This window comes from Haliea sp. (assembly GCF_041395985.1).
Lineage (GTDB): Bacteria > Pseudomonadota > Gammaproteobacteria > Pseudomonadales > Halieaceae > Haliea.
Genome location: NZ_JAWKZJ010000001.1, coordinates 157,694 through 181,773 on the forward strand (window position 1 = coordinate 157,694; position 24,080 = coordinate 181,773).

A 24,080-nucleotide genomic window follows, 5' to 3' on the forward strand; every position below is an offset into this window, starting at 1 on the left:
TGCCCACAGAACCATGAGTTTCTTCGAGTTTCGCGCCGGCACCCTGTACGCCGAAGAGGTCGCCGCTGACGCCATAGCCCAGCACCACGGCACGCCCTGCTATGTGTATTCACGGGCCGCCCTGGAAACAGCCCTGCGCGCCTACCAGGGCGCGCTTGCCGACTGGCCGCACCTGATCTGCTACGCCGTCAAGGCCAACTCCAACCTCGCCGTCCTCGATGTGCTGGCCCGCCTCGGTGCGGGCTTTGACATTGTTTCCGTGGGCGAACTGGAGCGGGTGATTGCCGCCGGCGGAGATCCCGCGAAGACCGTATTTTCCGGCGTGGCAAAGACCGCCGCAGAAATGGCCAGGGCTCTGGAGCTGGGCATTCACTGTTTTAACGTTGAATCGGCGGCGGAGCTGGATGTGCTCAACCGCGTCGCCGGACAGATGGGCAGGCAGGCACCGGTGTCGATCCGGGTAAACCCCGATGTGGATGCGCGCACCCACCCCTACATCTCCACCGGTCTGCGGGAAAACAAGTTCGGCCTCGGCGTCGACGAAGCCCTGCCGCTGTACCGGCGCGCCGTCGCGCTGCCGCATATCGATGTGCAGGGGCTGGACTGCCACATCGGCTCACAGCTGACGGAGCTGAGCCCTTTCATTGACGCCCTGCGGCGCCTGTTGCTGCTGGTCGACACACTGGCGGACGAGGGTATTGCCATCCGCCATCTCGACCTCGGTGGCGGCCTCGGCGTGCGCTACCGCGACGAACAGCCCCCCGCCATCGCCGACTACATCGCTGCCATCCGCCGGGAGCTGGGCGAACGCCGGCTGCCCCTGGTGTTCGAGCCCGGCCGCTCCATCGCTGCCAACGCCGGTGTTCTGCTCACCCGGGTGGAATACCTGAAGCAGACACCGGAACACAATTTTGCGCTGGTAGACGCCGGCATGAACGACATGATCCGTCCCGCACTGTACCAGGCGTGGCTGGATATACAGCCCAGTCACCCTGCGGCCGACGGCATCAACGCCACCTGGGACATCGTCGGCCCGGTGTGCGAAACCGGCGACTTCCTCGGCAAGCAACGCACACTGTGCCTGCGGGAGGGCAGCCTGCTGGCCATGTTCGGCGCCGGCGCCTACGGCTTCAGCATGAGCTCCAACTACAACACCCGGCCACGCGCTGCGGAAATCATGGTGGATGGTGACGCGATGCATGTCGTCGGCGCCCGTGAAACCCTTGACGACCTGTTGCGGCGGGAACGCCGTCTGCCGGACTGAGGAGCACCCGCCGATGCTGCTCAAATTCACCAAAATGCATGGTGCAGGGAACGATTTTGTTGTCATCGATTTGATAACCCAGCGCTATCGCCCCCGCACCGAGGACATCAAGCGTCTCGCCGACCGGCACTTTGGTATTGGCTGTGATCAGGTCCTGCTGGTGGAAACGCCGGACAGCCCGGAGGTGGACTTTCGCTATCGCATTTTCAATGCGGATGGCAGTGAAGTGGAGAATTGCGGCAACGGCGCACGCTGCTTCGCCCGTTTCGTACGCGACAAGCACCTGACCGGCAAGCGCGTGATCCGTGTGCAGACCGCCGGTGGCGTGCTCGAACTGCGCCTGCGTGACAAGCAGCGGGTGGAAGTCGACATGGGCGCGCCGGTCTTTGAGCCAGCGCGTATTCCACTGCTGGCCGATCACGAGGCGCCGAGCTACACACTGCAGGTGGCGGACCAGCAGCTGGAAATCGGCGTGCTGTCGATGGGCAATCCGCACGCGGTGCTGCGTGTGGAAGACGTAGACAGCGCCCCCGTTGCCACACTGGGTCCGGCGATCGAACACCACCCCAGCTTTCCGAAACGCACCAATGCCGGTTTCATGCAGGTGCTCTCGGCAGGAGAAATCCGCCTGCGTGTTCACGAGCGCGGGGTCGGTGAGACACTGGCCTGCGGCACAGGTGCCTGCGCGGCAGCCGTGTACGGCATGATACGCGGCTGGTTGCAGGACACCGTGACAGTTCACCTGCCCGGCGGTAAGCTTGAGATTCGCTGGCCCGGCCCCGGCAACCCGGTGACCATGACGGGTCCGACCGCCGTCGTGTTCGAGGGCAGTATCAGAATATGACGCCGGCGCGGCGCGCCGGAAATGTGGAGCACAGACCATGTCAGCCAGAAATGAACATGCAGTCACTGCCGGCGGGGCAGCATTAACCGACGACAGCGTTCGCGAATACCTCAAGAACCACAGCGATTTCCTGCAGCGCCATCCTGACATGCTGGATTTTCTGCACGTAAATCACGCCTCCGGGAGTGCCGTATCCCTGGTAGAGAAGCAGGTGAGCGTGCTGCGCGAACGCAACACCGAAATGCGCCAACGACTCAACGCCCTCACTGCAAATGCGCGCAGCAACGACAAGCTCTACGAACAAACCCGGCACCTGGTGCTCGCCATGCTGGACGCCGACTCCGTCCCGGCATTGTGCGCCGCCTTCCAGCGCGCCATGCAGGCGGATTTCGGTGTTGAACACGCAAGCATCATCCTGTTCGGCGATGCGACCGCGGCGGATGGCGTACGTGTGGTCCCGGCGGAAAGCGCCCAGTCCACCATCGGCGCCCTGCTGCGGGGACGCAAGGCCGTCTGCGGCCCGCTGCGCCGGGAAGAGCTCGACTTCCTGTTCGAGAACGCCGGTAGCGTGGGGTCTGCGGCCGTCATGCCACTTACCGGGACAGAGGACCTGGGGGTCATCGCGGTGGGCAGCTCCGATGCACACCACTATACAAGCACCATGGGCACGCTGTTCCTGCAGCATATTGCCGAGGTGATGGTGCGCCTGCTGCCCCGCCTGCAAGCAACGGCACAGACGTGATGCCGGAGGCCACACCGCTGCAGGTCGCCACTGAGGCCTTTATCCGCTACCTGCGCGACGTGCGCCAGCTGTCGCCACACACTGTCAGCAACTACCAGCGAGACCTCGCGGGCCTCGAGCGCTTCTGCACGGATCGTGGTCGGACCGATCCTGCCCGGTTGCACGAGTCCGACATACGTGCCTGGGTGAGCCAGCTGCGCCGCCAGGGCCTCGCCAGCAGCAGCATCCAGCGTGCATTGTCGGCGCTGCGCTCCTTCTTCAATTATCTCGGTCGGGAACAGGGTCACACGCGTAACCCGGCCGCCGCGGTACAGGCGCCGAGGCAGCCCAGGCGCCTGCCGCGAGCCCTGGATACCGATCAGGTAAACCGCTACCTGCAATTCAGCGGCGATGACCTGACCGCACGCCGGGACAGCGCCATGGCGGAACTCTTCTATTCCTCAGGCCTGCGACTGGCGGAGCTGGCCGCTATCAATCTCGGTGACATAGACCGCCATGAGCAGTTGCTCACCGTCACCGGCAAGGGCCGTAAAACGCGCACCGTACCGGTGGGCTCGGTGGCACTGGCGGCACTGGATCGCTGGCTGGAGGTGCGCCCCGCAAGCGCGGATCGCGCGCTGTTCCTCAGCCGTCGTGGAACACGCGTCAGCGCGCGCACCATCCAGGATCGGCTGCGCCTGCAAGGCAGGCGGGCAGGCATGTACCAGGACGTACATCCACACATGCTGCGCCACTCGTTTGCCAGCCACATGCTGGAATCCAGCGGAGACCTGCGCGCGGTGCAGGAGTTGCTGGGGCACGCGAACATTGCCACCACCCAGATCTACACCCACCTCGACTTCCAGCATCTGGCCAAGGTCTATGACGCAGCGCATCCGCGTGCGCGGCGCCGCAAGCCCGGTGGAGAATGAGTACATGCCACTGCGGGTGATCACCTTCGACCTGGACAATACGCTGTGGGACGTGGAGCCGGCCCTGTTGCGTGCGGAGCAGGCACAGCGGGACTGGCTGCTGCAGCATCGCCCCGGGAGCATCGAGCACCACGACCATGACAGCCTGTGGGAATTCAAGAAGCGGGTCTGGAAGCAGCATCCGGAACTGGCGCATCACGTCAGTCAGATGCGCATACGCACACTGTTTGAGCTGCAGCGCGCGGCGGGCTTCAGCATCGCAGAGAGCGAGGCCGGCGCCCGCGCGGCGTTCGCCGCCTTCCTGGAAGAGCGGCACAAGGTCGAGCTCTACGCGGAGGCGCTGGACGTGCTGCAGACGCTGGCCAAAACCTACCGACTGGGAGCGCTGACCAACGGTAACGCCGACATCTACAAGACCGATGCAGCGGAATACTTCGATTTCGCCTTTCTGGCAGAAGAGATCGGTGCCAGCAAGCCTGCGCCGGACATGTTTCACGCCGCACTGGTGGCGACCGGTGCCGCCGCTGAAGAGATTGTGCATGTGGGTGACAACCCCGAACATGACATTCTCGGGGCACAGCGGGTGGGCCTGCGCACTGTCTGGGTGAATCTGGCGGGTGAAGCCTGGCAGCCTGAGAGTTATCGCGCCGACGAGGAGATCACAGCGCTGCGCGACCTGCCCGCAGCCATCGCCCGTCTCCACGGCAGCCCCTAAGCAGGAGCCCCGAGCCGTTCCGGCTCAGATCGCGTTTTCGCCCGTCTCGCCGGTGCGAATGCGGATGACCTGTTCCATCTCGGTGACAAAGATCTTGCCATCTCCGATCTTGCCGGTATTGGCTGCCTGAATGATGGCATCAATCGTCGAAGCCAGCTGGGACTCACCGACGGCGATCTCCAGTTTCAGCTTGGGCAGGAAGTCCACCACGTACTCGGCGCCCCGGTACAGCTCGGTGTGGCCGCGCTGACGACCAAAGCCCTTGACCTCAGTCACAGTAATCCCCTGAACACCTATTTCCGCCAGTGCGGCACGGACGTCGTCCATCTTGAACGGTTTGATGATGGCAGTGACCAGTTTCATGCAGGCATCTCCGAATTTCAGCGAAGCCCGCAGTATACGCCATAGAATCGCCGGTGGGCACAGGCCCTCATGCCATTCCGCTGCCCTGCAACCAACGCCGCCAGCCACCGTGGTGCGTGATCTCCTCCGCTGCCGTCAATACACCCTGCGGTTCGCAGATGAAGCCACTGACCCAGCTGCCGTCCGCCAGCTCCACTTTACCGATCCCCAGCGGTGCGGGGATGCCGGCGACAAAGCCGCCCAGTTCGGCAGTCGGGATGGACCACACCTCAACCTCGATATCGCGCCCCTGCGCTTCGTCACGCACCATACCCGGGCGCAAGGGAGGGCCTCCGGCCAGCAGGTAGAGTCGGTAGCAGGCGGCGCTCTGCGTGCGGGCCAGCAGGGTAGCGCCGCGCTCGCGGAGCTGCCAGTTCAGGGGCAGGCCGTCGAGATGCGCACCGCATACCGCAATCTTCGTGTGCGTCGTGTCAGCCACTGCCGGCGCCGTGCTGCCGGTCGCGGCCACCTGCAGGGCACCCAGTGGCAGCGGCAGCAGGGCACGCAGGCGATTGGCCATCGACAGCAGTGCGCGGTCACTGAAAGCGCTGCCCGCCAGGGTCACACCAAAGGGGCGCCCGTCAGCCGTAAAGGCCGTGGGCACCGCGACCGCTGCCATATCCAGCAGGTTCATGAAATTGGTGTAATAGCCGAGCTGGGCGTTGTACAGCACCGGCTCGGCGAGCAGGTCGGCAATACTGAACAGGCGTCCCGCCGTGGGTGTGAGCAGGCAGTCGAGACCCTCCAGCGCCGCCTCGCACTGCTGCCGCAGCGCTGCCAGCCGGTACTGGGCCTGGAACAGCGCGGTTGCTTGCAGCGTGTCACCCTGCGCCACAATACTCCGAACCACCGGATGGATGGCTTCGGGATTCGCGGTCAGCATGGATTCACAGGCGATGTAGCGCTCCGCCACCCAGGGGCCATCGTAAAGCAGGCGCGCCGCCTGGTCGAAAGGCGTGTAGTCCACCGGCACCAGTTCCACCCCCGCGTCAGCCAGCGCCGCCAGGGTGTGTCGGTAGGCCGCCGCGTAGTCACTGTCACCAAAAAATTTCAGGTGCTCCTCGCCGAGTACGCCCATTTTCAGCGGCCCCGTGCGCAGCCCGTAGTGGCGTGCGCTGTTGGCGAAGACGTTGCGGCGACTGAAGGCATCCTCCCGGTCGAACCCTTCCGCGCAGCTCAACACCCGGTCTGCGTCGTCGGTATCCAGCGCAAACAGGCTGATGCAATCCAGGCTGCGACAGGCGGGCACCAGGCCACGGGAGGACAGGAGGCCGCGGGTGGGCTTCACGCCCACCAGGTTATTGAAGCAGGCCGGCACGCGGCCCGAGCCCGCCGTGTCAGTGCCGAGACTGAAACTCGCGAGACCCAGCGCCACAGCCACTGCCGAGCCTGAACTGGAGCCGCCGGAGATGTATTCCGGGGCGAAGGCGTTGTGACAGGCGCCATAGGGCGAGCGGGTGCCATTGAGCCCGGTCGCGAACTGGTCCAGATTGGTCTTGCCCACCGGAATCGCACCCGCATCCAGCAGTTGCTGCACCACCCGGGCAGACTGCGCCGGCGTGTAGGCAAACTCGGGGCAGCCCGCCGTGGTGGGAATACCGGCGAGGTCAATATTGTCCTTGATGGCGAAGGGCACGCCCCACAGGGGGTGGGTGGCCGGGTCACGCTCGGCGAGAGCCTCCAGCCAGCCTGCCTGCTCTTGCGCACTGAGCACATGAATCCAGATATTGTGCGCAGCATACTCTACGGCACGCTGGCGAATATTCTCCATCACGGACGCCGGTGTCAGTTCACCGGCCGCGTAGGCCGCCTGCAACCCCGAGATGGTCATAGTGTGGCTCATGGTGCAGCTCCTGCGCTGTCCGTCGTGTCCTCAAGCACCACCAGTGCCTGCCCCGCGGCGACGCGACCTCCGGCGGTCGGCAACACCTGGGTGACCGTGGCGTCGCAGGGGGCAGATACGGCAATCTCCATCTTCATTGATTCCAGCACCAGCAGCGGATCGCCGCGGCGCACGGTATCCCCCACCTGCACGCGCAGCTGCCAGACACTGCCGGATACTGGGCTGTCCACGACGGTGGCGCTGTCGGGCCAGCTCTGCTCCTCCACCGTCGGCGGCTGCTCTTCTTCAGCGAAGTTGAACTGCCCGCTGGCGTGCCACTGCGCCAGCTCCGCCGCAAAGGCCTGCTGGCGGCGGCTACGGAAGTCGTCGATGGCGCCTGCATGGTCGGCCAGCAGCTGCTCGTAGTCGGCCAGTGAGAACTGGCTCTGTTCAATGGTCAGCGGGTAGCGCCCCTGCGGGAAATCACGACGGATTTGCTGCAACTCGTCGTGGCTGACTTCATAAAAGCGGATCTGGTCGAAAAAACGCAGCAGCCAGGGCTCTTCGAAGGCCTCGGTACGTCGATAGCGGTTCCACATCTGCAGGGTGCGCCCGACGAACTGGTAGCCTCCCGGGCCCTCCATACCATACACGCAGAGATAGGAACCCCCGATGCCCACAGAGTTTTCTGCCGTCCAGGTGCGCGCGGGATTGTACTTGGTGGTGACCAGACGGTGCCGAGGGTCTACCGGCGTAGCCACCGGCGCCCCGAGATAGACATCACCCAGACCCATCACCAGGTACGCGGCCTCGAACACAATGCGCTTGACCGCCTCAATGTCCTCGAGACCGTTGATGCGGCGAATGAATTCCAGGTTACTCGGGCACCAGGGCGCATTTTTTCGCACGGACTGCGTATATTTTTCGATGGCGAGCCGGCAGGCCTCATCATCCCAGGACAACGGCAGGTGCACGATGCGTGAGGGCACGCTGAGTTGCGCCAGCTGCGTGGCCAGCTCGCGCTCGCCGCGCTCGAGGTGCGCAAGCAGGGCATCGTGGCCCAGCACCTGGCTGTCGTAGTGAATCTGCAGTGAGCGGATCCCCGGGATCAACTCGCGCAGCCCCGGCAGCGAGTATTGCTGCAACCACTGCATGAGTGCATGTGCCCGGAAGCGCAGCCGAATATCGAGTTCCTGCTCGCCATATTCGACCAGCAGAAAGTGGTCTCCCGCGCTGCGGCAGACGATTTCGTCACCAAAGGTCTCGGCGGGGAAGCGCGCCAGCACCGGCGACAGCGGTGCCGCCGGCTGCCACTCACAGGCGACCGGTGCAAGCGCGGCGATAGCCTCGCTCTGGGCCGCCTCGAGCGCCACCGCCTGCGGCAGCGAAACGGGCATAAAACGCAGCCTGTCGCCCGCCCGCAGCTGCCCGAGCTTCCACAGATCCGCGGTAATCACTGTCGCCGGGCACACGAACCCACCCAGTGAGGGACCATCCGGGCCCAGAATAACGGGCATATCACCGGTGAAATCCACCGTGCCGAAGGCGTAGCCATTGTCGTGAATGTTGGAGGGGTGCAGGCCTGCCTCACCACCGTCGGCACGCGCCCACTGCGGTTTCGGGCCAATCAGGCGCACACCCGTGCGGCTGGAGTTGTAGTGAACCTCCCAGTCGGTGGCAAAGAATGTGGCGATGTCGTCATCCGTGAAGAAATCAGGGGCACCGTGGGGGCCGTAAATTACCCTGAGCTCCCACTGCCGGTGGATATCTGGCTGCAGTGCAGCGGGAAGCTGTTGCGGTGGCGCGGGGAGCACAGGCTCCTCACGCAGGTGCAGCACGTCACCGGCCCTCAACGCGCGGCCGTTGTGGCCGCCAAACTGGCCGAGGGTGAAGGTGGAGCGCGAACCAAGATACGCCGGACACTGAAAGCCGCCGCGCACCGCGAGGTACGCACGCGCCCCGGCTTCACGCACGCGCCCCAGTTGCAGTGTCTGGCCCGCGCGCACGGCAACCACCTGCCACGGAAAGACAGGTTGCTCATCGAGGGTGGCCTCGATTGCCGCGCCGGCAATCACCATTTGCGTATCGACAGCGAAGCGCAACAGCGGGCCCTGCAGGGTAATCTCCAGGGCGCTGGCATCAGCGTCGTTGTTCAGCAGACGGTTCGCGAGGCGGAAAGAGTAGCTGTCGAAGGGACCGGACGGCGGCACGCCAACATCCCAGTGCCCCTGCCGACCAGGGTAGTCCTGCAGCGTGGTCTGTGTACCACCCTGCAGCACATCAACCCGCGCCGGGCGATGGCTGAAGCGGTTCAGGTAACGGGTGGTCACCTGTCCCTGCAGCAGCGTGGCATCGCGGCTCAGGGCCCGCAGGTAACCGAGATTGGTCTCACTGCCGTAGAGTTCGATCTCGTCCAGGGTGCGCTGCAGCTTCTGCAGTGCCGCGCCGCGGTCCCCGGCATGCACAATCACCTTGGCCAGCATCGGATCGAAGAAGGGAGGCACCTCAACACCGGATTCAATCCAGTGGTCGATGCGCACCCCGTCACCGGAGGGAAAACTGACATGACTCAGTAGGCCCGCGCAGGGCTGAAAGTCCAGCCACGGGTCCTCGGCGTAGACACGCACCTGCACGGCGTGACCCCGTGGCCGCAGGGCGCCGCGCTCGGCATCCAGGTCGGGAGCGCTGCCGGCGGCAATGCGCAGCATCCACTCGACCAGGTCTATGCCATACACTTCTTCCGTCACACCGTGCTCAACCTGCAGCCGCGTGTTGACCTCGAGAAAATAAAACGCCGCCGTGTCGGCATCGTAGATGAACTCCACGGTGCCGGCGTTGCGGTAGCCGATACTCGACAACAGTCGTTCAGCCGTACTGTGCAAGGCAGCACGGGTGGCCTCCTCCAGGTTGGGGGCGGGGCATTCTTCAACCACTTTCTGGTTGCGACGCTGGCTTGAACAGTCACGCTCCCCGAGCGCCAGCGCCCTGCCCTGGCCGTCACCGACCACCTGCACTTCAATGTGCCGGGCGCGGCCAATGAATTTCTCCAGAAACACGCTGTCATCAGCGAAGTTGTTGGCGCCCAGCCGACGTACAGAGTCAAACGCACCGGCCAGTTCTGCGGCATCGTGGCACAGCTGCATGCCTATGCCGCCACCGCCAGCCGTGCTCTTGAGCATCACCGGGTAGCCAATGCGCAGTGCCTCTGCTTCCGCCGCCGCCAGGGTGTCGAGCAACCCGGAACCCGGCAACAGCGGAACACCCGCCGCCTCCGCCAGGGCCCTTGCCCGGTGCTTGAGCCCAAAGGCCTGCATCTGCTCGGGAGTGGGGCCGATAAAAGCGATGCCCGCCGCTTCGCAGCGCCTGACGAATTCAGCGTTTTCGCTGAGAAAACCGTAGCCCGGATGAATGGCCTGCGCGCCGCTTGCGCGCGCCACCTCGAGAATGCGCTCCATATTGAGGTAGGTCTCTGCAGCGCCACCTTCACCCAGGCAGAATGCCTGGTCCGCCTGCCGCACATGCAGGCTGTCGGCATCGCAATCTGCATATACCGCCACAGAGCGGATATCCAGTCGACGCAGGGTGCGCAGGATGCGGGTGGCGATGGCCCCGCGGTTGGCTACAAGTACAGTGTCAAACATCGTCAAACCTGGCGCGGGTCGTCCCGTCTCATCGTTGCCGGTTGTGGTCGTCCACAGCCGGGGTTATCTGATTCAGTGATCCCAGACCAACACCTCGACCGGTGTTGGATTAAAACCATTGCAGGGATTATTCAGTTGAGGGCAATTGGAAATGAGCACCAACACATCCATCAGTGCGGTCAGCTCGACATATTTGCCCGGTGCGGAAATACCGTCCTCGAAGGTCAGGCCACCCGCTGCGGTCACCGGCACGTTCATGAAAAAGTTGATGTTGTGGCCGATATCGCGTTTGTGCAGTCCGAACTCGGGGTGCTCGGCAATCGCCAGCATCCAGCTGTCGCGGCAGGAATGCATACAGCGCTTCTCGAGGTCGTAGCGCACCGTATTACTCTCACTGGCACAGGCGCCGCCCAGCGTGTCGTGACGGCCACAGGTGTCCGCCACAATTTCCAGCATCGGGCGGTTGCGGCTGGAACGCAGTATGGACCCCGCACTCAGGTATACATTGCCCTGTTCACGCAGGGTATCCGTCGCGCTGTAGCGCTCGGCACTGTCGTCTGCGCTAAAGAACAGGGTATCAGCCGCCTGATTGCCCTCGATATCCAGAATACGCAGTGTCTGGCCCGCGTTTACCCGACCGAGGTAATAGTCACCGGCGGGCACGGTGGTGCGGGAATGCGCTTCGTCGGGGCGACGTACACTTTCAGTCAACATGGTGAACTCCTCAGCCTCCCAAGTGATACAACAGGTTGTTGTGGAAACCGCGCCGGTTCTCGTCGCAATGATTCAGGCAGACATCGTCCTCGGCCACCGGAGCAGCCTTGCCCAGAGCGATATGTACAGGATTGCGCGGATAGGACGGCGCACGGTGCAGCGGATGCGGGCAGGCGTGGAGCAGTACCAGCGTGTCCATCTCGAAGCGCAGGGTGACGTAACTGCCCGCAGCGCTATGCCCCTCCACCCGCTGCAGGTTCCCGCTCTCGTCGGTGGAAACGCGACTGAACCAGTTGATATTCGCAGCCATATCCGCCGCACCGAGCCCATACTTGGCGAGCTCGACGAGAAACGCATCGTGGCCATTCTGGTGCCAGTCGTTGCGGTCTCCCTGGTAATCGCGGCAACCCCACTGTTGCGCAACGTGTTCGGCACGGGAATTACCACATACCGTCTCATGCCACCCCAATGAGTCATCCACAATAGAAGCGAAAATACGACCCATGTCCGAATACAGGCAATGGCCCCGGGTGAGTTTGAAGGTATGCTGGCATTTCAGCGTATCGGGCGCGTTATAGCGCTCCAGCAGGTTTTCGGGGTTGTAGAACAGCATCCCCAGATTGGCATTCCCACGGCTGTCGGTAAGCCGCATTTCTGTCCCCCTGCGCATGCGCAGTGACCAGTGGCCACCGGGAGCAATTTCGGTTTCATACTCGCAAGCGTTCATGATGTCATTCCGTTTCGTTTGCCGTACGCGCCAGGTCGCGATCAATGTCAGACAAGGTGTCCCGGTCAATCTTACCCACCGGCAGGTCATAGGTGATGGTGGCGCCGTAGGCGTTGGGCGCCTGGGGATCGTGGCGTGTCTTGTCGAATACCCAGAGCCTGGTACCCAGGTAAAACCCCTCTTTGAGATCGTGCGTGACCATGAATACCGTGAGCCGGTACTGGCGCCAGAGGCGCAGTACCAGATCGTGCATGTCGGCCCGGATGCCCGGGTCCAGGGCGCCGAACGGCTCGTCGAGAAGGAGAATGCCGGGACGGCCAAGCAGCGCCTGCGCGATAGCGAGACGCTGGCGCATGCCACCGGACAGCTCGGCGGGATAGAGTCCCTGCGCATGTGACAGGCCCACCTCCTCGAGCAGGGCCAGGGCCTCCTCCCGCGCCGCGCGCCGCGCGCTGCCAAAGAGTGCTCCTGTCAGATTGCGGCGTGCGAAACCGCGGGCAGCCATCACGTTCTGCAAAACGGTCATATGCGGGAACACGGAGTACTGCTGAAACACGATACCCCGGTCGGGGCCCGGTTCACCGGGCACCGGCTTGCCGTGCAGCAGTAACTCACCGCTGCTGACGGGTTCGGTGCCCAGCAGCATGTTCAGGAAGGTGCTTTTACCGCATCCCGAGGTGCCTACGAGGGTAATGAACTCCCCTTCCTCTACCCGCAGGTTGACGCGTTCCAGCACGACATTGTCACCGTACTTCTTCCACAGATTGCGCGCTTCAATCATCAGTGTCCCCCCTGGTGGTGCCACGGAAACAGGCGACGGCTGAGCGCGGCCAGCAGCGCATCAATCACAAACGCCAGCAGGGTAATCCAGGCCACATAGGGCAGGATGACGTCCATCGCCATGTAGCGGCGCACCAGAAAGATGCGATAGCCAAGGCCCTCGGTCGCGGCGATCGCTTCGGCCGCAATGAGAAACAGCCAGCCGGCGCCCAACGAAAGACGCACGGCGTCGACCAGTCGCGGCATTAACTGCGGCAACAGCACGCGGCAGATGATCTGGCTGGTATTGGCTCCCAGCGTTTGCGCCTTGACCAGCTGCTCCGAAGGTATTTCCTGCGTGCGCCGCTGTATGTCACGGGCAATGAACGGAGTGATGCCAATGGCGATCAAGGCCACCTTCGACAGTTCGCCCAGACCAAACACAATGAACAGCACGGGAAGAATCGCCAGCGGGGGAATCAGCGACACCACGGTCAGCAGGGGACTCGCCGTCGCCGCCACCAGCGGCAGAGCGCCGGTGAACAATCCCAGTGCAAGGCCGATCACCGCCGCAATCATCACCCCCAGTCCAAGCCGGGTAAGGCTGCTCAGCGTGTCCTCCCAGAGCAGGTAGTCGCCGCTGCGCTTGCTCGGCTCGAAAGCCATGCGCTGTATGGCATCGCCGATCTGCGCGAAGCTGGGCAACAGTTTGTCTGCGGGGTTTTCCGCCAATCTGGCATCCGAGGCCAGCATGTACAGCAGCACCAGAGCCACAAAAGGCAACAGGGCAAGCAGCACGCGCAGCATCGGCGCAGGTGTCTGGTTAATCAGGCGTTTCATGATCCATCCTTGCTGGGGCGAAGCACGGGAGCGCAACGCTCCCGTGCTCCTCCGTGAGCCTAGAGTTCGCCGTCCAGGGCCATTTGCATATAGGTCGGATCAAAACGCAGCTTGATGTTATTGCTATCGCCGTAGACACCCGCCGGTGTCTCCACGCCGATAAACGTGGCATCGGGCGCGCCCTCACCCAGCAAGCCGTGTTTGTGCGAGAACTCCGCCACGGTCTGCATGGTCGCCTTTACCTGTTCGCTGTTGGTCAGGGCCAGTGCTTCCGCCGGGGTGTAGAACATTTCCGTGCTGGCCAGCTGTGCCTCAAAACCTGCAAGGTCGGTCCCGGACAGTTCCGCCAGGAAAGTCTTGGCGGCGGTCGCGCGCTCATCGCCACCGTTCATGTGCGCCATGATTTCGTACCACGCCCCGGTCAGCGCCTTGCCCAGCGCCGGGTAGGCCGCCAGCGTCTCAGTGTTGATGATAAGCAGGTCAATCACCTCGCCGGGGATCTGGGACGAGTCAAATACGAGGTGGCTGTCCGGCATGGCGGCCACTTCGCTCAACAGGGGATTCCAGGTCGCGACTGCTGTCACGCCGGGTGTCGCATAGACCGCCACCATATCGGCATCCGAGGTATTCACCACCTGCACATCGCGCTCGGTAAGACCCACGCTTTCCAGGCCGCGGGCCAGAAGATAGTGAGACACACTCAGCTCGACCAGATTCACGGTCTGCCCCTTGATGTCCGCCATCGAGTCTTTGCCTTTGAGCACGATCCCGTCATTGCCGTTGGAAAAGTCGCCGACGATCAGCGCCGTGCTGTCCACACCGCCCGCAGCCGGAATGGTCAGCGCATCCATGTTGGTCATGGTGCAGGCATCGAACTCGCCCATGCTGTACTGGTTGATGGATTCGATGTAGTCGTTGATCTGCACCACTTCGATGTTGATGCCGTATTTATCGGCCCATTTCTTCACGATGCCCTGCTCGGCACCGTAGGCCCAGGGCACCCAGCCGACGTAGATCGACCAGCAGATCTTGAAGCTGTCGCGGGCCGATGCCGTTGTCGACAACATCACAAGGAGCAGGAATAAGGTGAATCGCTTCATGGTGTACCTCTCAGTCGGGTTGGGTCGGTTGATCACAGAGTACCCCCGGCATTTCGCCTTCAGTTCTCCCGGGCTTTTATCCCGCCGTGTAACCCTTCACCGAAAGGTCGAGTGCTCTCGGACCAGTCACCACCGATAGTGTGGTCGGAACCCTAGCGCTCTATTGGTTTTCATGTCACGTCATGTCAGGAGTACGGACGGGTAAGGCAAAGCAGGAACCGTGCCAGACCCGTCAATCCCGCCGACAACACCCACACGGCGACCCTGACCGGGACACGCTGCACCGCAAAGTGCACCAAATGCAAGCGCCGCGCCATTCTGGTGCATTCTGTGAAGACATCCGGGCTGGCGGTCCGGGCCAACCCGAACCCTGCTCACCACCATTGCCGAGACTTGCACCAAAAAGGACGCGGGATGCACAGCTCGCGGTGCATCAACCCTTGACTTATCCGAGTCATTTTTCACCGCCCAGCCATTTTTTTCATATTTTTCAACACGTTGCAATTATACATACATCTTGGCATGGAAGTTGCTCCCCGGTACAGGGCACGCTATCCAGGACCCGATCATGCAATTACGCACCTTTAAAACCCTCTGGGGCCACACTGGCAGCATCGACCAGGGTGCCCTGCTCGCCCGCGCCGCAGGTTGCGCCGGGTTGGAAGCACCGGCAACGCACAGCGCGCCGGGGCACCTTGAACAGCTCGCCAGCGCGCTGCAGACACACGAGCTGGAGTGGATCCAGGAAATCTGCACCGCAGGCTCCTACGTACCCCGGCGACACGCCAGCATCAGCGAACACCTCGAGGACCTTGAGGCACAGATTGTGCTGGGCAAGCCCCTCGCGCCACGCTTTATCAACGTGATGGGCGGCTGCGATGCCTGGCCGGTTCAGGACAGCGTGGACTTCTTCAGGGCGGCCATGGACATCGCCGACCGGCACGGTGTGCTCTGCTCCTTTGAGACGCACCGTGGAAGGAGCTTTTATTGTCCCTGGAACACTGTGGCTATACTGCAGGAGCTGCCGGCACTGAAGATCACCTGCGACTTCAGCCACTGGGTAGTCGTCAGCGAACGCCTGATGGACAGTGAGTGGGACGCCGTCACGCTGGCCGCACAACACGCCCACCACATCCACGGGCGTGTCGGTTATGACCAAGGCCCCCAGGTGCCCCACCCAGGTGCACCCGAGTATGCCGAGGCACTGGCCAGTCACCAGCGCTGCTGGGAGGCCGTCTGGCAGGCGCAGCAAGCGCGGGGCTACAGCGAAACAACACTGACGCCGGAATTCGGGCCCGATGGCTATCTGCACCACCTGCCGTTTACCAACGCCCCCATCGCAGACCTCTGGGAACTCAACCGCTGGATTGGCGCCGAGGAGCAAAGGCACTTCGCGCGCTGGTCGCATGCCAACGCCACCAAGGAGGCCCGTCATGCGTGACGCTCTCAAACTGCGCGACCCCGCGGGCGCGCACTACACGCTGCTGGTGCTCGCCTATATTGCACTGACCTATACAGGCGGCTGGGCGGCGCTGTTCCAACCCAGTGCAGCGGTCAACGCGCTGGGCGTTGTCGTGCTGGCACACAGCATGCTGATCGCCGCCTACCTGCTGCACGATTGCGGACACAACGCGGTATTCATGTCGGCGAAGACCAACGCGGCACTGGGCAAGGTGCTCAACTGGATAACCGGCAGCTGCTACGGGCGCTTTGAGGATATCCGCTACAAGCACATGCGCCACCATGTCGACAACTACGACCCCGTGGTGTGGGACTACCGCAGCTTCCTGAAACGCCACCCCGGCCTCGCGAGGCTGGTGCATGCCGCGGAATGGGCCTACATACCCGCCGTTGAAATCATGATGCACACCATGCTGATCCTCGCACCCTGGGTGATCGAGTCCAAACGCGCTCAACGCGGTCGTGTGCTGCGCGTATTGCTGGTTCGTGGTGCACTGCTCGGGCTGGTACTGTTCATCAGCCCCGTTGCCTTCCTGCTGTATGCGCTGGCGCAGCTGTTGCTGCTCACTGCCCTGCGCTTCATGGATTGCTACCAGCACAACTACGAGGTGATTTTTAATCTCGACGACCCGGATACAGTGTTTCCCCACAAGGGTGATGCCGAGTACGAACAGCGCAACACCTACAGCAACCTCCTGTCACACCGCTTTCCCGCCATCAACCTGCTGGTGCTCAATTTCTGCTATCACAATGCACACCACGAGAAGCCCACGCTGGGCTGGTACCGCCTGCCAGAGCTGCATCGCAGCATGCAGCCCGACGTCGAGGCACAGACACTGGGTTTTGTGCCGCAGGCGCGTGCCTTTCACAAACACCGGGTGGCACGCATTTACGCTGAAGAATACGGCGCCGATGAGGTAAAGACCTCACTCAACGAGGGGCGCGCGGTCGGTGTCGACGCGCTCAGCTTCCTGACGGCGTTCTAGATCGCGATGCATCAGGCCAACCCGCTATTCAGTTCCGCCCGCAGAGTCGCTGCCGTCGCCGGCTCCCGAACTGTGCTGGGCATTCTGGGCTGGGCGCTGTTCATCGGCGGCTGGTGGCTTGCCGCGCATGCCGAGATCGCGCCACCGCGCCTGTTTCCCGGGCCGGAAAAAGTGTTTACCAGTTTGTATGAATTACTGGTGGAGAAGGATTTTGCCAGCGATATCTGGGCGAGCGTGAAGCGCATTCTGCTCAGTTTCGGCATCGCCGTGGCGATTGCCCTGCCGCTGGGTCTGCTGATGGGCGCCTACCGTCCCATCGATCGCGTACTGGGCCCGGTAGCCAGCGCCTTCCGCTACCTGCCGGCACCGGCGTTCATCCCACTGTTACTGATGTGGCTGGGCACCGGGGACGAGCAGAAAATCGCCCTGTTGGTGATCGGCGTGCTGTTTTTCCTCATCATCATGCTCGCCGACGTTACCCGCCAGGTGCCCAGGGTATACATCGAAACCGCCCGCACCCTCGGCCTGCGCGCGCCCCAGATTCTGCTTTCGGTCACGTTCAGGGCCAGCCTGCCAGGCTATCTGGATGTGCTGCGACAGATGCTGGCGGTGAGCTGGACATATCTGGTAATCGCCGAAATCGTCGCCGCCACCGATGGCATTGGCGCCATGATGATGCGCGCCAAGCGCTTTGTGCATATTGACGACATCATGGCCGGCATTCTGGTCATCGGCCTGCTCGGCCTGCTTTTTGACGCACTGTTCAAACTGCTGCATCGCACTGCGTTTCGTTACCTCGAGTCCCACTAGCAGCACTCAACCGCAAAGGAGCACCACTATGCGCTATATTCGATCCGGTATTGCCATCCTGGCCCTGGCCCTGGGGTCGGCCACCCAGGCCGCTGACCCCGTGAAACTCTCACTCTTTTCCTGGCCCGGCTACGGGTTCTGGTTTATCGCCAAGGAGAAGGGCCTGACCGAGGGGTTGGAGCTCGACATCAGCATCATCGAGGATCCCTACCAGAGCTTCGCCCTGATGACGGCGGGGGAACTCCACGCCACCTCAAGCACCGCGGAGTATGGTCCCATTGCGGCCGACAAGGACGTTGGCATCAAGCTGGTGACCTACACCAATCCGTCCTACGGCACGGATAAAATCATCCTCGCACCCGGCATCACCAGCGCGGAGCAGCTCAAAGGCCAGACAGTCGCAGTGCTGGAGGGTGGCCTGACACAGATCTTCATGGCTGAATGGCTCACCGACAACGGCGTGGAAATCAATGAAGTCACCTTCACCAACCTGATCATGGACGATGCCGTGGGCGCGATGGTGGGCGGCACCGCGGCCGCCGCGGAATTCTGGGAACCCTTTGGCTCCCAGGTGCTTGAAGCCATGCCAGGCGCCACGGTGGCAGCAGACTCCACCGAGGAAAAGTACATCACCACGGCGCTGCTGGGCGACGCCCTCTACATGAGCACGGCCTTCCTGGAGCAGCGGCCTGAAGACGCGGCCAAACTCACCCGGGCCTACTTCAACGCCGTGGATTTCTGGAAGACAAACACCGCGGAAGCCAACCAGATCATCGCAGATGGCCTGCAGTTCACGGTGGCGGACGTCGAGCAGGTGCTGGGCAGCACGGGCGACATTCTCAAGGGCGGTATCTTCGTCTTCGACCGCGACCAGGCCGCGATCTTCATGGGCCTGAAAGACGGTGAACTGCCCCTCGGAATTGCCGCCGACGGCATGCAGAACCACTGGGATATCACCACGGACTGGTGGTTGAAGTTTGGCTTCATCGACAAGGCCATGCCGATGGCGGCCGGGGTCGACACGACGCCGCTGGCGGCAGCGCTGAACAAATGACCGCAGGCACACACAGCGGACTTACCGTCTCGGGCGTCAGCAAGCGTTTTCTGCTGCGCTCGGGACAAACCCTGACCGCGCTGGACAACATCAACTTCGAACTGCCAAAAACCGGGGTCGGGGTGTTACTGGGACCGTCCGGTTGCGGTAAATCCACCTTGCTGCGGATTATTGCCGGCCTGGAGACACAGGATGAAGGCGACATCACCGTGGATGGCAGCACCGTCCTCGGGCCCGGTATAGACCGCGGCATGGTCTTCCAGAACTACAGCTCCTTTCCCTGGCTGACAGTAGAGGAAAACGTCGCGTTCGGCCTGAAAGCCCGGGGCGAGGCGCTCAGCCTGCGCGAGGGGGTGGTTCCGTATTTCATCAAGGCAGTCAAGCTGGATGGCTTCGAACGCGCCTACCCCCACCAGCTCTCGGGCGGCATGCAGCAACGCGTCGCCATCGCCCGCAGCCTGGCCAGTAATCCGTCACTGCTGTTGATGGATGAACCCTTCGGCGCACTGGACCCGGAAACACGCTGGCAGATGCAGAGCCTGCTGTTGGAAATTGTCCATCAGGAACGTACCACTGTGCTGATGGTGTCCCACGACATCGAGGAAGCGCTGTATCTGGGTGACGTGGTGTTTTTTATGGGCACGCGGCCCGGGCGCCTGCTGGAGACCATCCGTCCCGGCCTGGAGAAGAGCAGCACCGATCGCGATGCCATACTGGATTTCGATGAATACCGCTTTCTTGAGCGAAAAATTCGGCAGATGATGCGTGCGCAGTCACTGGACTGTGCGTAGCAGGCGCAGAAACTCACCGACAAAGAAGTCGAGATTGTTATCCAGGTCGGTGATGCCGGAATCGAACAGCCAGCTCTGGGTCAGTCCCATCAGGTAAGCATACATGGACAGCGCCACCGTGCGGCTCGCAACACCTCCCTGAACGCCCTGCTCCCGACGGTAGCGCTCCACCCAGGCCGCAAAGGTCGCAATCAGGGAGGCCGTCAATGCGCGTTCGCGCGCCAGTGTTTTTGATACCGCCTCGGTAAACTCGGTCTTGTTGAGAAAGATCTCGAATGACTGCCGAAAATAATGATCATCCAACAGCATACGCAGCCACTGGCGAGAGAAGTCCGCTGCGGCCGCGAGCGGATCGCTGGCCTCGTGGTGCAGCGCAACCAGCCGCTCCAGCGGCAGCTGTGAGTAGGCAAGGATTTCTTCAAACAACTCTTCTTTGCTGGCGAAATGCCAGTAGATGGGCCCGCGGGAGCACCCTGCTTCCTCCGCAATAAGTCGCAGGGTGGTGCCGCTGTAGCCTCGTTGGCCAAAGAGTTTGAGTGCCGCATCCACCAGGCTCTGCCGGGTTTTCGCTGCATCCTCCTTGGTTCGCCTCATGATCCGACCCGAGCAATGGAAAACCTACAGTGTAGGGACGCGACCGGCAAAGGCAAGTCGCGACCCGCGGCGGTAACGGTTAACCGAAGAGTCGCAGATAGCGTGCCACTTCCCAGTCCGATACGGTGTTGTGGTAACTGTCCCACTCCGCCCGTTTGAAGTCGACAAAGGCCTTGTGCATCGAAGGGCCCAGTACCTCGTAGGCCAGCTCATCAGCGGCGATAGCCTCTGTCGCCTCGGCGAGGGTCTTGGGCAGACACTGAATGCCGGCCTTGGCAATTTCCGCATCACTGTAATGGTACATGTTTTCCCGGTGCGGCTGACCGGGGTCAATACCCTGCTCTATGCCCTCCAGCCCTGCGGCAAGCATCAGGGCCGCACCGAGATAGGGATTGCAGGCGATATCCGGCGCCCGGCACTCGACCCGTGCACCGGCACTGGGGATACGCAACATATTGGTGCGATTGTTATTGCCGTAACAGCAGAACACCGGAGCCCAGGTGGAGCCAGACATGCTGCCCTGCCGCACCAGCCGCTTGTAGCTGTTCACGGTGGGCGCGACCACGGCGCTGATGGCCTTGGCGTGGCGCAACACGCCTCCGATAAACTGGTAGGCGAGCTCGGAGACACCGCAGTCGTAACGATCGGCGTCCGGGCTCGCTGCGAACAGATTCTGCCCGGTGTCCACACTCGCCAGGGACATGTTGTAATGGGCGCCGCTACCCGTGCGGTCGGCGAAGGGCTTGGGCATGAAACTGGCGAAGGCACCATGCTTGCGCGCAATTTCGTTGGCCAGCAAGCGGAAATACACCAGGCGATCGGCCATGGTCAGCGCATCCGCGTAATTGAAATCAATTTCGAACTGGCCGTTGGCGTCCTCGTGATCGAAGGAATAAACACCCCAACCCATGTCAGTCAGCGCCTGAACCAGTTCGTCGATAATCACGATGTTATCCATCATGCTGGGGATGTCGTAACAGGGCTTGCCCAGGGTATCGCGCTCACTGAAAGGCACCGGGCGCCCGTCAGCCCCCTTGCGCAGGATGAAAAACTCGGTTTCTATCCCCAGGTTGAAGGTAAACCCCATGGCAGCGGCTTTCGCCAGCTGACGCTTGAGAATCGTGCGGGAGCAGGCCTCGAAGGGTTCTCCCTGCAGATACAGATCGCTGGCAAACCAGGCCAGCTCAGGGTTCCACTGGCACTGCTGCATGGACGCCATGTCGGGCATGGCGGCCACTTCATCATCGGCAATGTCCTGCGGCACGCCGTCGAGGGCCGCGCCGGTAAACAGCTCCGAGCCGGCAAACATCTGCTTGAAATGGCCGACAGGCACAAACTTGCCCTTGCTGGCGCCGTGAATATCCACGTAGCTCGCCATACCGTATTTAATACCCTGTTCCAGACAACGCTGTTTCAACTGTTCAATGTTCATGACTGCTCCATAGGCGGGAATGTTTCTTGCTAGTCAGAAGCATCCAAGAAACATGCCAGAATGTATGTTTAAATTGTCTGACCTGAAACCGGAGTTAAGCCATTGAAAAACAAGCTGTATTGGCAGGAACACGAACATGCGCTGGGGGACCTTGTGCTGGAAAGCGGCACGGTGCTGCGCAATGCCCGCCTGCACTACCACCAATTTGGTGCGCTGAACGCACCAAAAGACAACCTCGTGTTGCTGCCCACCTACTACGGCGGCGTTGCCGCCAGCAACCGTGCCTGGGTGGACGATCCCGACAGCCCACTCGCCAGCGGTGACTACTGCGTGGTCATTCCCTGCCTGTTTGGTGCCGGCGAGTCCAGTTCGCCCAGCAACACGCCAGCACCACAGTCCGGGCCGGATTTCCCACGGGTGAGTATCGGCGATAACGTGCGTGCACAACAGCTGCTGCTACAGGCGCGCTTTGAGGGCGCCAATCCCCGGCTGGTGATGGGCTGGTCGATGGGGGGGATGCAGGCACTGCACTGGCACAGGGCCTGCCGCAACGCCGTTGGCAGCGTGCTCGCCGTCTGTGCCACCGTCGGCTGTTACCCACACAACCGGGTTTTTCTCGATGGTGTGGCGGCGGCCCTCACGGCGGATGCGGCCTTCGCCGGCGGTCACTACCGCACACCGCCGGTCCGCGGCCTTGGCGCATTTGCCACAGTCTATGCTGGCTGGGCCTACAGTCAGGCATTCTTCCGCAACGCGCGCTACCGCGAATTGGGTTTTGCCGATATCGGGGACGTACTGGACTACTGGAGAGAGGATCACCTGCAGCAGGACGCCAACAACCTGTTGCTGCAGCTGCGTACCTGGCAGCAGGCACCGCTGCCAACGGCTGACACCGATTCTGCGCAGTCGGGCTGCCCCGGCATCCTCATGCCCTGCAGCACTGATCTCTATTTCACGGCGGAGGACGCCGCGCACGATGCGACGGTTCTGGGGATGGAGTGTCGGGTGATCGAATCGGAATTTGGCCATGTCGCCGGTGGCCCTGGGCGCGTGGCCGCCGCAAGCCGCCAGATCTTCGCCGCTGCGGCCGAGTTGCTCGCCGCCAGCGCCTGAGCGCAACGCAAAAAGCGGCCATAAAAAAGGGGGCCCGAAGGCCCCCAAACACGCATTGCATCAATGCGCCCGCAAGCTGTTGCTCACTTCTGTGCCACAAACTCCGGATAGGCTTCCATACCACATTCGGAGAGGTCGACACCTTCGTACTCTTCCTCTTCGCTGACACGCACACCCATGACCGCCTTGAGGATGGCCCAGGTGATCAGGCTGGCGCCGAAGACCCAGACAAAGATCACCAGGGTGCCCACGAGCTGACCCATGAAGGTGGCATCGGGGTCAGACAGCAGGACCGCGAAGATACCCCAGATACCGACGACGCCGTGCACGGAGATGGCACCGACCGGATCGTCGATTTTCACTTTGTCCATGGCAACGATGCTGAACACAACGATCACACCACCAATCGCACCGATGATCATCGCCAGCATCGGCGTGGGATCTGCGGGCTCAGCCGTAATCGCTACCAGGCCAGCCAGCGCACCGTTCAAGGCCATGGTCAGGTCGGCTTTACCGAAGATCAGGCGTGACAGCAGCAGAGCCGCAATCAGACCACCGGCAGCCGCAGCGTTGGTGTTCAGGAACACGTTGGCCACTTCGTTGGCCACGGCAATGCCACCCAGCTTGAGCGTGGAGCCGCCGTTGAAGCCGAACCAGCCCATCCACAGGATGAAGGTGCCGAGGGTCGCCAGCGGCATGTTGGCGCCGGGGATAGCCTTGACCGAACCATCGGCTGCGTACTTGCCCTTACGGGGACCGAGCAGCAGCACGCCTGCGAGTGCCGCAGCCGCACCCGCCAGGTGCACAATGCCAGACCCTGCGTAGTCGCTGTAGGACAGTTCACCGATAAACGGCACTGCCTTGCCACCCCAGGTCCAGCCACCCTCGATGGGGTAGATGAAGCCGGTCATGACAACGGCAAAGGCCAGGAACGCCCACAGTTTCATGCGCTCGGCAACTGCACCGGACACAATCGACATGGCCGTGGCGACAAACACCACCTGGAAGAAGAAGTCAGATGCGCCGGAGTACACCGAGTCGCCACCGAAACCGGCTTCCGCGGAGTCCGCCAGCACCGCTGCCACCGCCGCATCATCCATCTGCGCCACGGTGGTCACACCGGACAGGAAGAAGCCGCCGTCGTACATGAACTGGTAACCGCAGATCAGGTACATAGTGCAGGCGATGGCGTACAGGGCCACGTTCTTGGTCAGGATTTCTGTTGTGTTCTTGGCGCGCACGAGGCCCGCCTCCAACATCGCGAAGCCGGCCGCCATCCACATCACGAGGGCGCCGCACACCAGGAAATAAAAGGTGTCCATCGCGTACTGTAATTCAAATATCTGGTTTTCCATGGG

The 24,080-nt window shown here is 62.4% G+C and carries 22 protein-coding genes and 1 riboswitch; of the genes, 11 read left to right on the forward strand and 11 right to left on the reverse strand.

The features are described from left to right. Positions 1–13 precede the first annotated feature (13 nt). The 5 genes from lysA to R3E49_RS00760 are packed head-to-tail and all read left to right on the forward strand — an operon-like array spanning position 14 to position 4,476. Positions 14–1,264 (forward strand): diaminopimelate decarboxylase, encoded by a 1,251-nt coding sequence (gene lysA, locus R3E49_RS00740; RefSeq protein WP_371293302.1) that lies wholly within the window; start codon positions 14–16, stop codon positions 1,262–1,264. Between the two features lie 13 nt (positions 1,265–1,277). Then, positions 1,278–2,108, forward strand: coding sequence for a diaminopimelate epimerase (gene dapF, locus R3E49_RS00745; protein WP_371293303.1), 831 nt, complete (start codon positions 1,278–1,280; stop codon positions 2,106–2,108). Positions 2,109–2,145: 37 nt separating this feature from the next. Then, entirely contained in the window at positions 2,146–2,850 is a 705-nt protein-coding gene (locus tag R3E49_RS00750; protein ID WP_371293304.1) for a DUF484 family protein, read from the forward strand. Continuing rightward, a complete protein-coding gene (gene xerC / locus R3E49_RS00755) occupies positions 2,850–3,761 on the forward strand; it encodes a tyrosine recombinase XerC (protein ID WP_371293305.1) in 912 nt (303 codons plus the stop codon). Before R3E49_RS00750 ends, xerC begins: the two co-directional genes overlap by 1 nt. Continuing rightward, positions 3,712–4,476 (forward strand): HAD family hydrolase, encoded by a 765-nt coding sequence (locus tag R3E49_RS00760; RefSeq protein WP_371293306.1) that lies wholly within the window; start codon positions 3,712–3,714, stop codon positions 4,474–4,476. The genes xerC and R3E49_RS00760 overlap by 50 nt, the downstream gene beginning before the upstream one ends. A gap of 24 nt (positions 4,477–4,500) precedes the next feature. On the opposite strand, the gene R3E49_RS00765 is transcribed toward R3E49_RS00760, so the two are convergent. From R3E49_RS00765 to R3E49_RS00800, 8 genes are all read right to left on the reverse strand, one after another. Next, positions 4,501–4,839 carry a P-II family nitrogen regulator gene (locus R3E49_RS00765; protein ID WP_290742375.1) on the reverse strand — a complete coding sequence of 113 codons (339 nt, stop codon included), beginning with the start codon at positions 4,837–4,839 and terminating at the stop codon, positions 4,501–4,503. Positions 4,840–4,906: 67 nt separating this feature from the next. Continuing rightward, positions 4,907–6,721, reverse strand: a complete 1,815-nt coding sequence (gene atzF, locus R3E49_RS00770) for an allophanate hydrolase (protein WP_371293307.1) — start codon at positions 6,719–6,721, stop codon at positions 4,907–4,909. Beyond that, positions 6,718–10,341 (reverse strand): urea carboxylase, encoded by a 3,624-nt coding sequence (gene uca, locus R3E49_RS00775; protein ID WP_371293308.1) that lies wholly within the window; start codon positions 10,339–10,341, stop codon positions 6,718–6,720. Before uca ends, atzF begins: the two co-directional genes overlap by 4 nt. 72 nt (positions 10,342–10,413) lie before the next feature. Beyond that, positions 10,414–11,055, reverse strand: a complete 642-nt coding sequence (locus R3E49_RS00780; protein ID WP_371293309.1) for an urea amidolyase associated protein UAAP2 — start codon at positions 11,053–11,055, stop codon at positions 10,414–10,416. 10 nt (positions 11,056–11,065) lie between these two features. After that, a complete protein-coding gene (locus tag R3E49_RS00785; RefSeq protein ID WP_371293310.1) occupies positions 11,066–11,782 on the reverse strand; it encodes an urea amidolyase associated protein UAAP1 in 717 nt (238 codons plus the stop codon). A 4-nt stretch (positions 11,783–11,786) separates the two neighbouring features. Continuing rightward, entirely contained in the window at positions 11,787–12,563 is a 777-nt protein-coding gene (locus R3E49_RS00790) for an ABC transporter ATP-binding protein (protein ID WP_371293311.1), read from the reverse strand. Then, entirely contained in the window at positions 12,563–13,381 is an 819-nt protein-coding gene (locus R3E49_RS00795; RefSeq protein ID WP_371293312.1) for an ABC transporter permease, read from the reverse strand. The genes R3E49_RS00790 and R3E49_RS00795 overlap by 1 nt, the downstream gene beginning before the upstream one ends. Positions 13,382–13,440: 59 nt before the next feature. Next, positions 13,441–14,481, reverse strand: coding sequence for a putative urea ABC transporter substrate-binding protein (locus R3E49_RS00800; RefSeq protein WP_371293313.1), 1,041 nt, complete (start codon positions 14,479–14,481; stop codon positions 13,441–13,443). Positions 14,482–14,544: 63 nt separating this feature from the next. Then, positions 14,545–14,648, reverse strand: a riboswitch (guanidine-I (ykkC/yxkD leader). 401 nt (positions 14,649–15,049) lie between these two features. Here R3E49_RS00800 and R3E49_RS00805 point away from each other — a divergent pair. The 5 genes from R3E49_RS00805 to R3E49_RS00825 are packed head-to-tail and all read left to right on the forward strand — an operon-like array spanning position 15,050 to position 19,583. Then, positions 15,050–15,922, forward strand: coding sequence for a sugar phosphate isomerase/epimerase family protein (locus R3E49_RS00805; RefSeq protein ID WP_371293314.1), 873 nt, complete (start codon positions 15,050–15,052; stop codon positions 15,920–15,922). Continuing rightward, on the forward strand, positions 15,915–16,928 hold the full coding sequence (locus R3E49_RS00810) for a fatty acid desaturase (RefSeq protein ID WP_371293315.1): 1,014 nt from the start codon (positions 15,915–15,917) through the stop codon (positions 16,926–16,928). Before R3E49_RS00805 ends, R3E49_RS00810 begins: the two co-directional genes overlap by 8 nt. A gap of 6 nt (positions 16,929–16,934) precedes the next feature. Next, positions 16,935–17,738: an ABC transporter permease gene (locus tag R3E49_RS00815; protein ID WP_371293316.1), complete on the forward strand. Its 804-nt coding sequence runs from the start codon at positions 16,935–16,937 to the stop codon at positions 17,736–17,738. A 28-nt stretch (positions 17,739–17,766) separates the two neighbouring features. Further along, the gene (locus R3E49_RS00820; RefSeq protein ID WP_371293317.1) at positions 17,767–18,792 is read left to right on the forward strand and encodes an ABC transporter substrate-binding protein; all 1,026 of its coding nucleotides are present in this window, start codon (positions 17,767–17,769) and stop codon (positions 18,790–18,792) included. After that, entirely contained in the window at positions 18,789–19,583 is a 795-nt protein-coding gene (locus tag R3E49_RS00825; RefSeq protein ID WP_290742410.1) for an ABC transporter ATP-binding protein, read from the forward strand. Before R3E49_RS00820 ends, R3E49_RS00825 begins: the two co-directional genes overlap by 4 nt. Here R3E49_RS00825 and R3E49_RS00830 read toward each other — a convergent pair. Beyond that, positions 19,566–20,177, reverse strand: coding sequence for a TetR family transcriptional regulator (locus R3E49_RS00830; protein WP_290742413.1), 612 nt, complete (start codon positions 20,175–20,177; stop codon positions 19,566–19,568). The two genes, R3E49_RS00825 and R3E49_RS00830, sit on opposite strands and share 18 nt — an antisense overlap. 79 nt (positions 20,178–20,256) lie before the next feature. After that, a complete protein-coding gene (glnT, locus tag R3E49_RS00835) occupies positions 20,257–21,609 on the reverse strand; it encodes a type III glutamate--ammonia ligase (RefSeq protein WP_371293318.1) in 1,353 nt (450 codons plus the stop codon). Positions 21,610–21,711: 102 nt separating this feature from the next. Between glnT and R3E49_RS00840 the strand changes: the two genes are divergently transcribed. After that, positions 21,712–22,722, forward strand: a complete 1,011-nt coding sequence (locus R3E49_RS00840; RefSeq protein WP_371293319.1) for an alpha/beta fold hydrolase — start codon at positions 21,712–21,714, stop codon at positions 22,720–22,722. A gap of 83 nt (positions 22,723–22,805) precedes the next feature. Here the strand turns inward: R3E49_RS00840 and R3E49_RS00845 are convergent, their stop codons facing one another. After that, positions 22,806–24,077 (reverse strand): ammonium transporter, encoded by a 1,272-nt coding sequence (locus R3E49_RS00845; RefSeq protein WP_290742422.1) that lies wholly within the window; start codon positions 24,075–24,077, stop codon positions 22,806–22,808. Between the last annotated feature and the right edge of the window lie 3 nt (positions 24,078–24,080).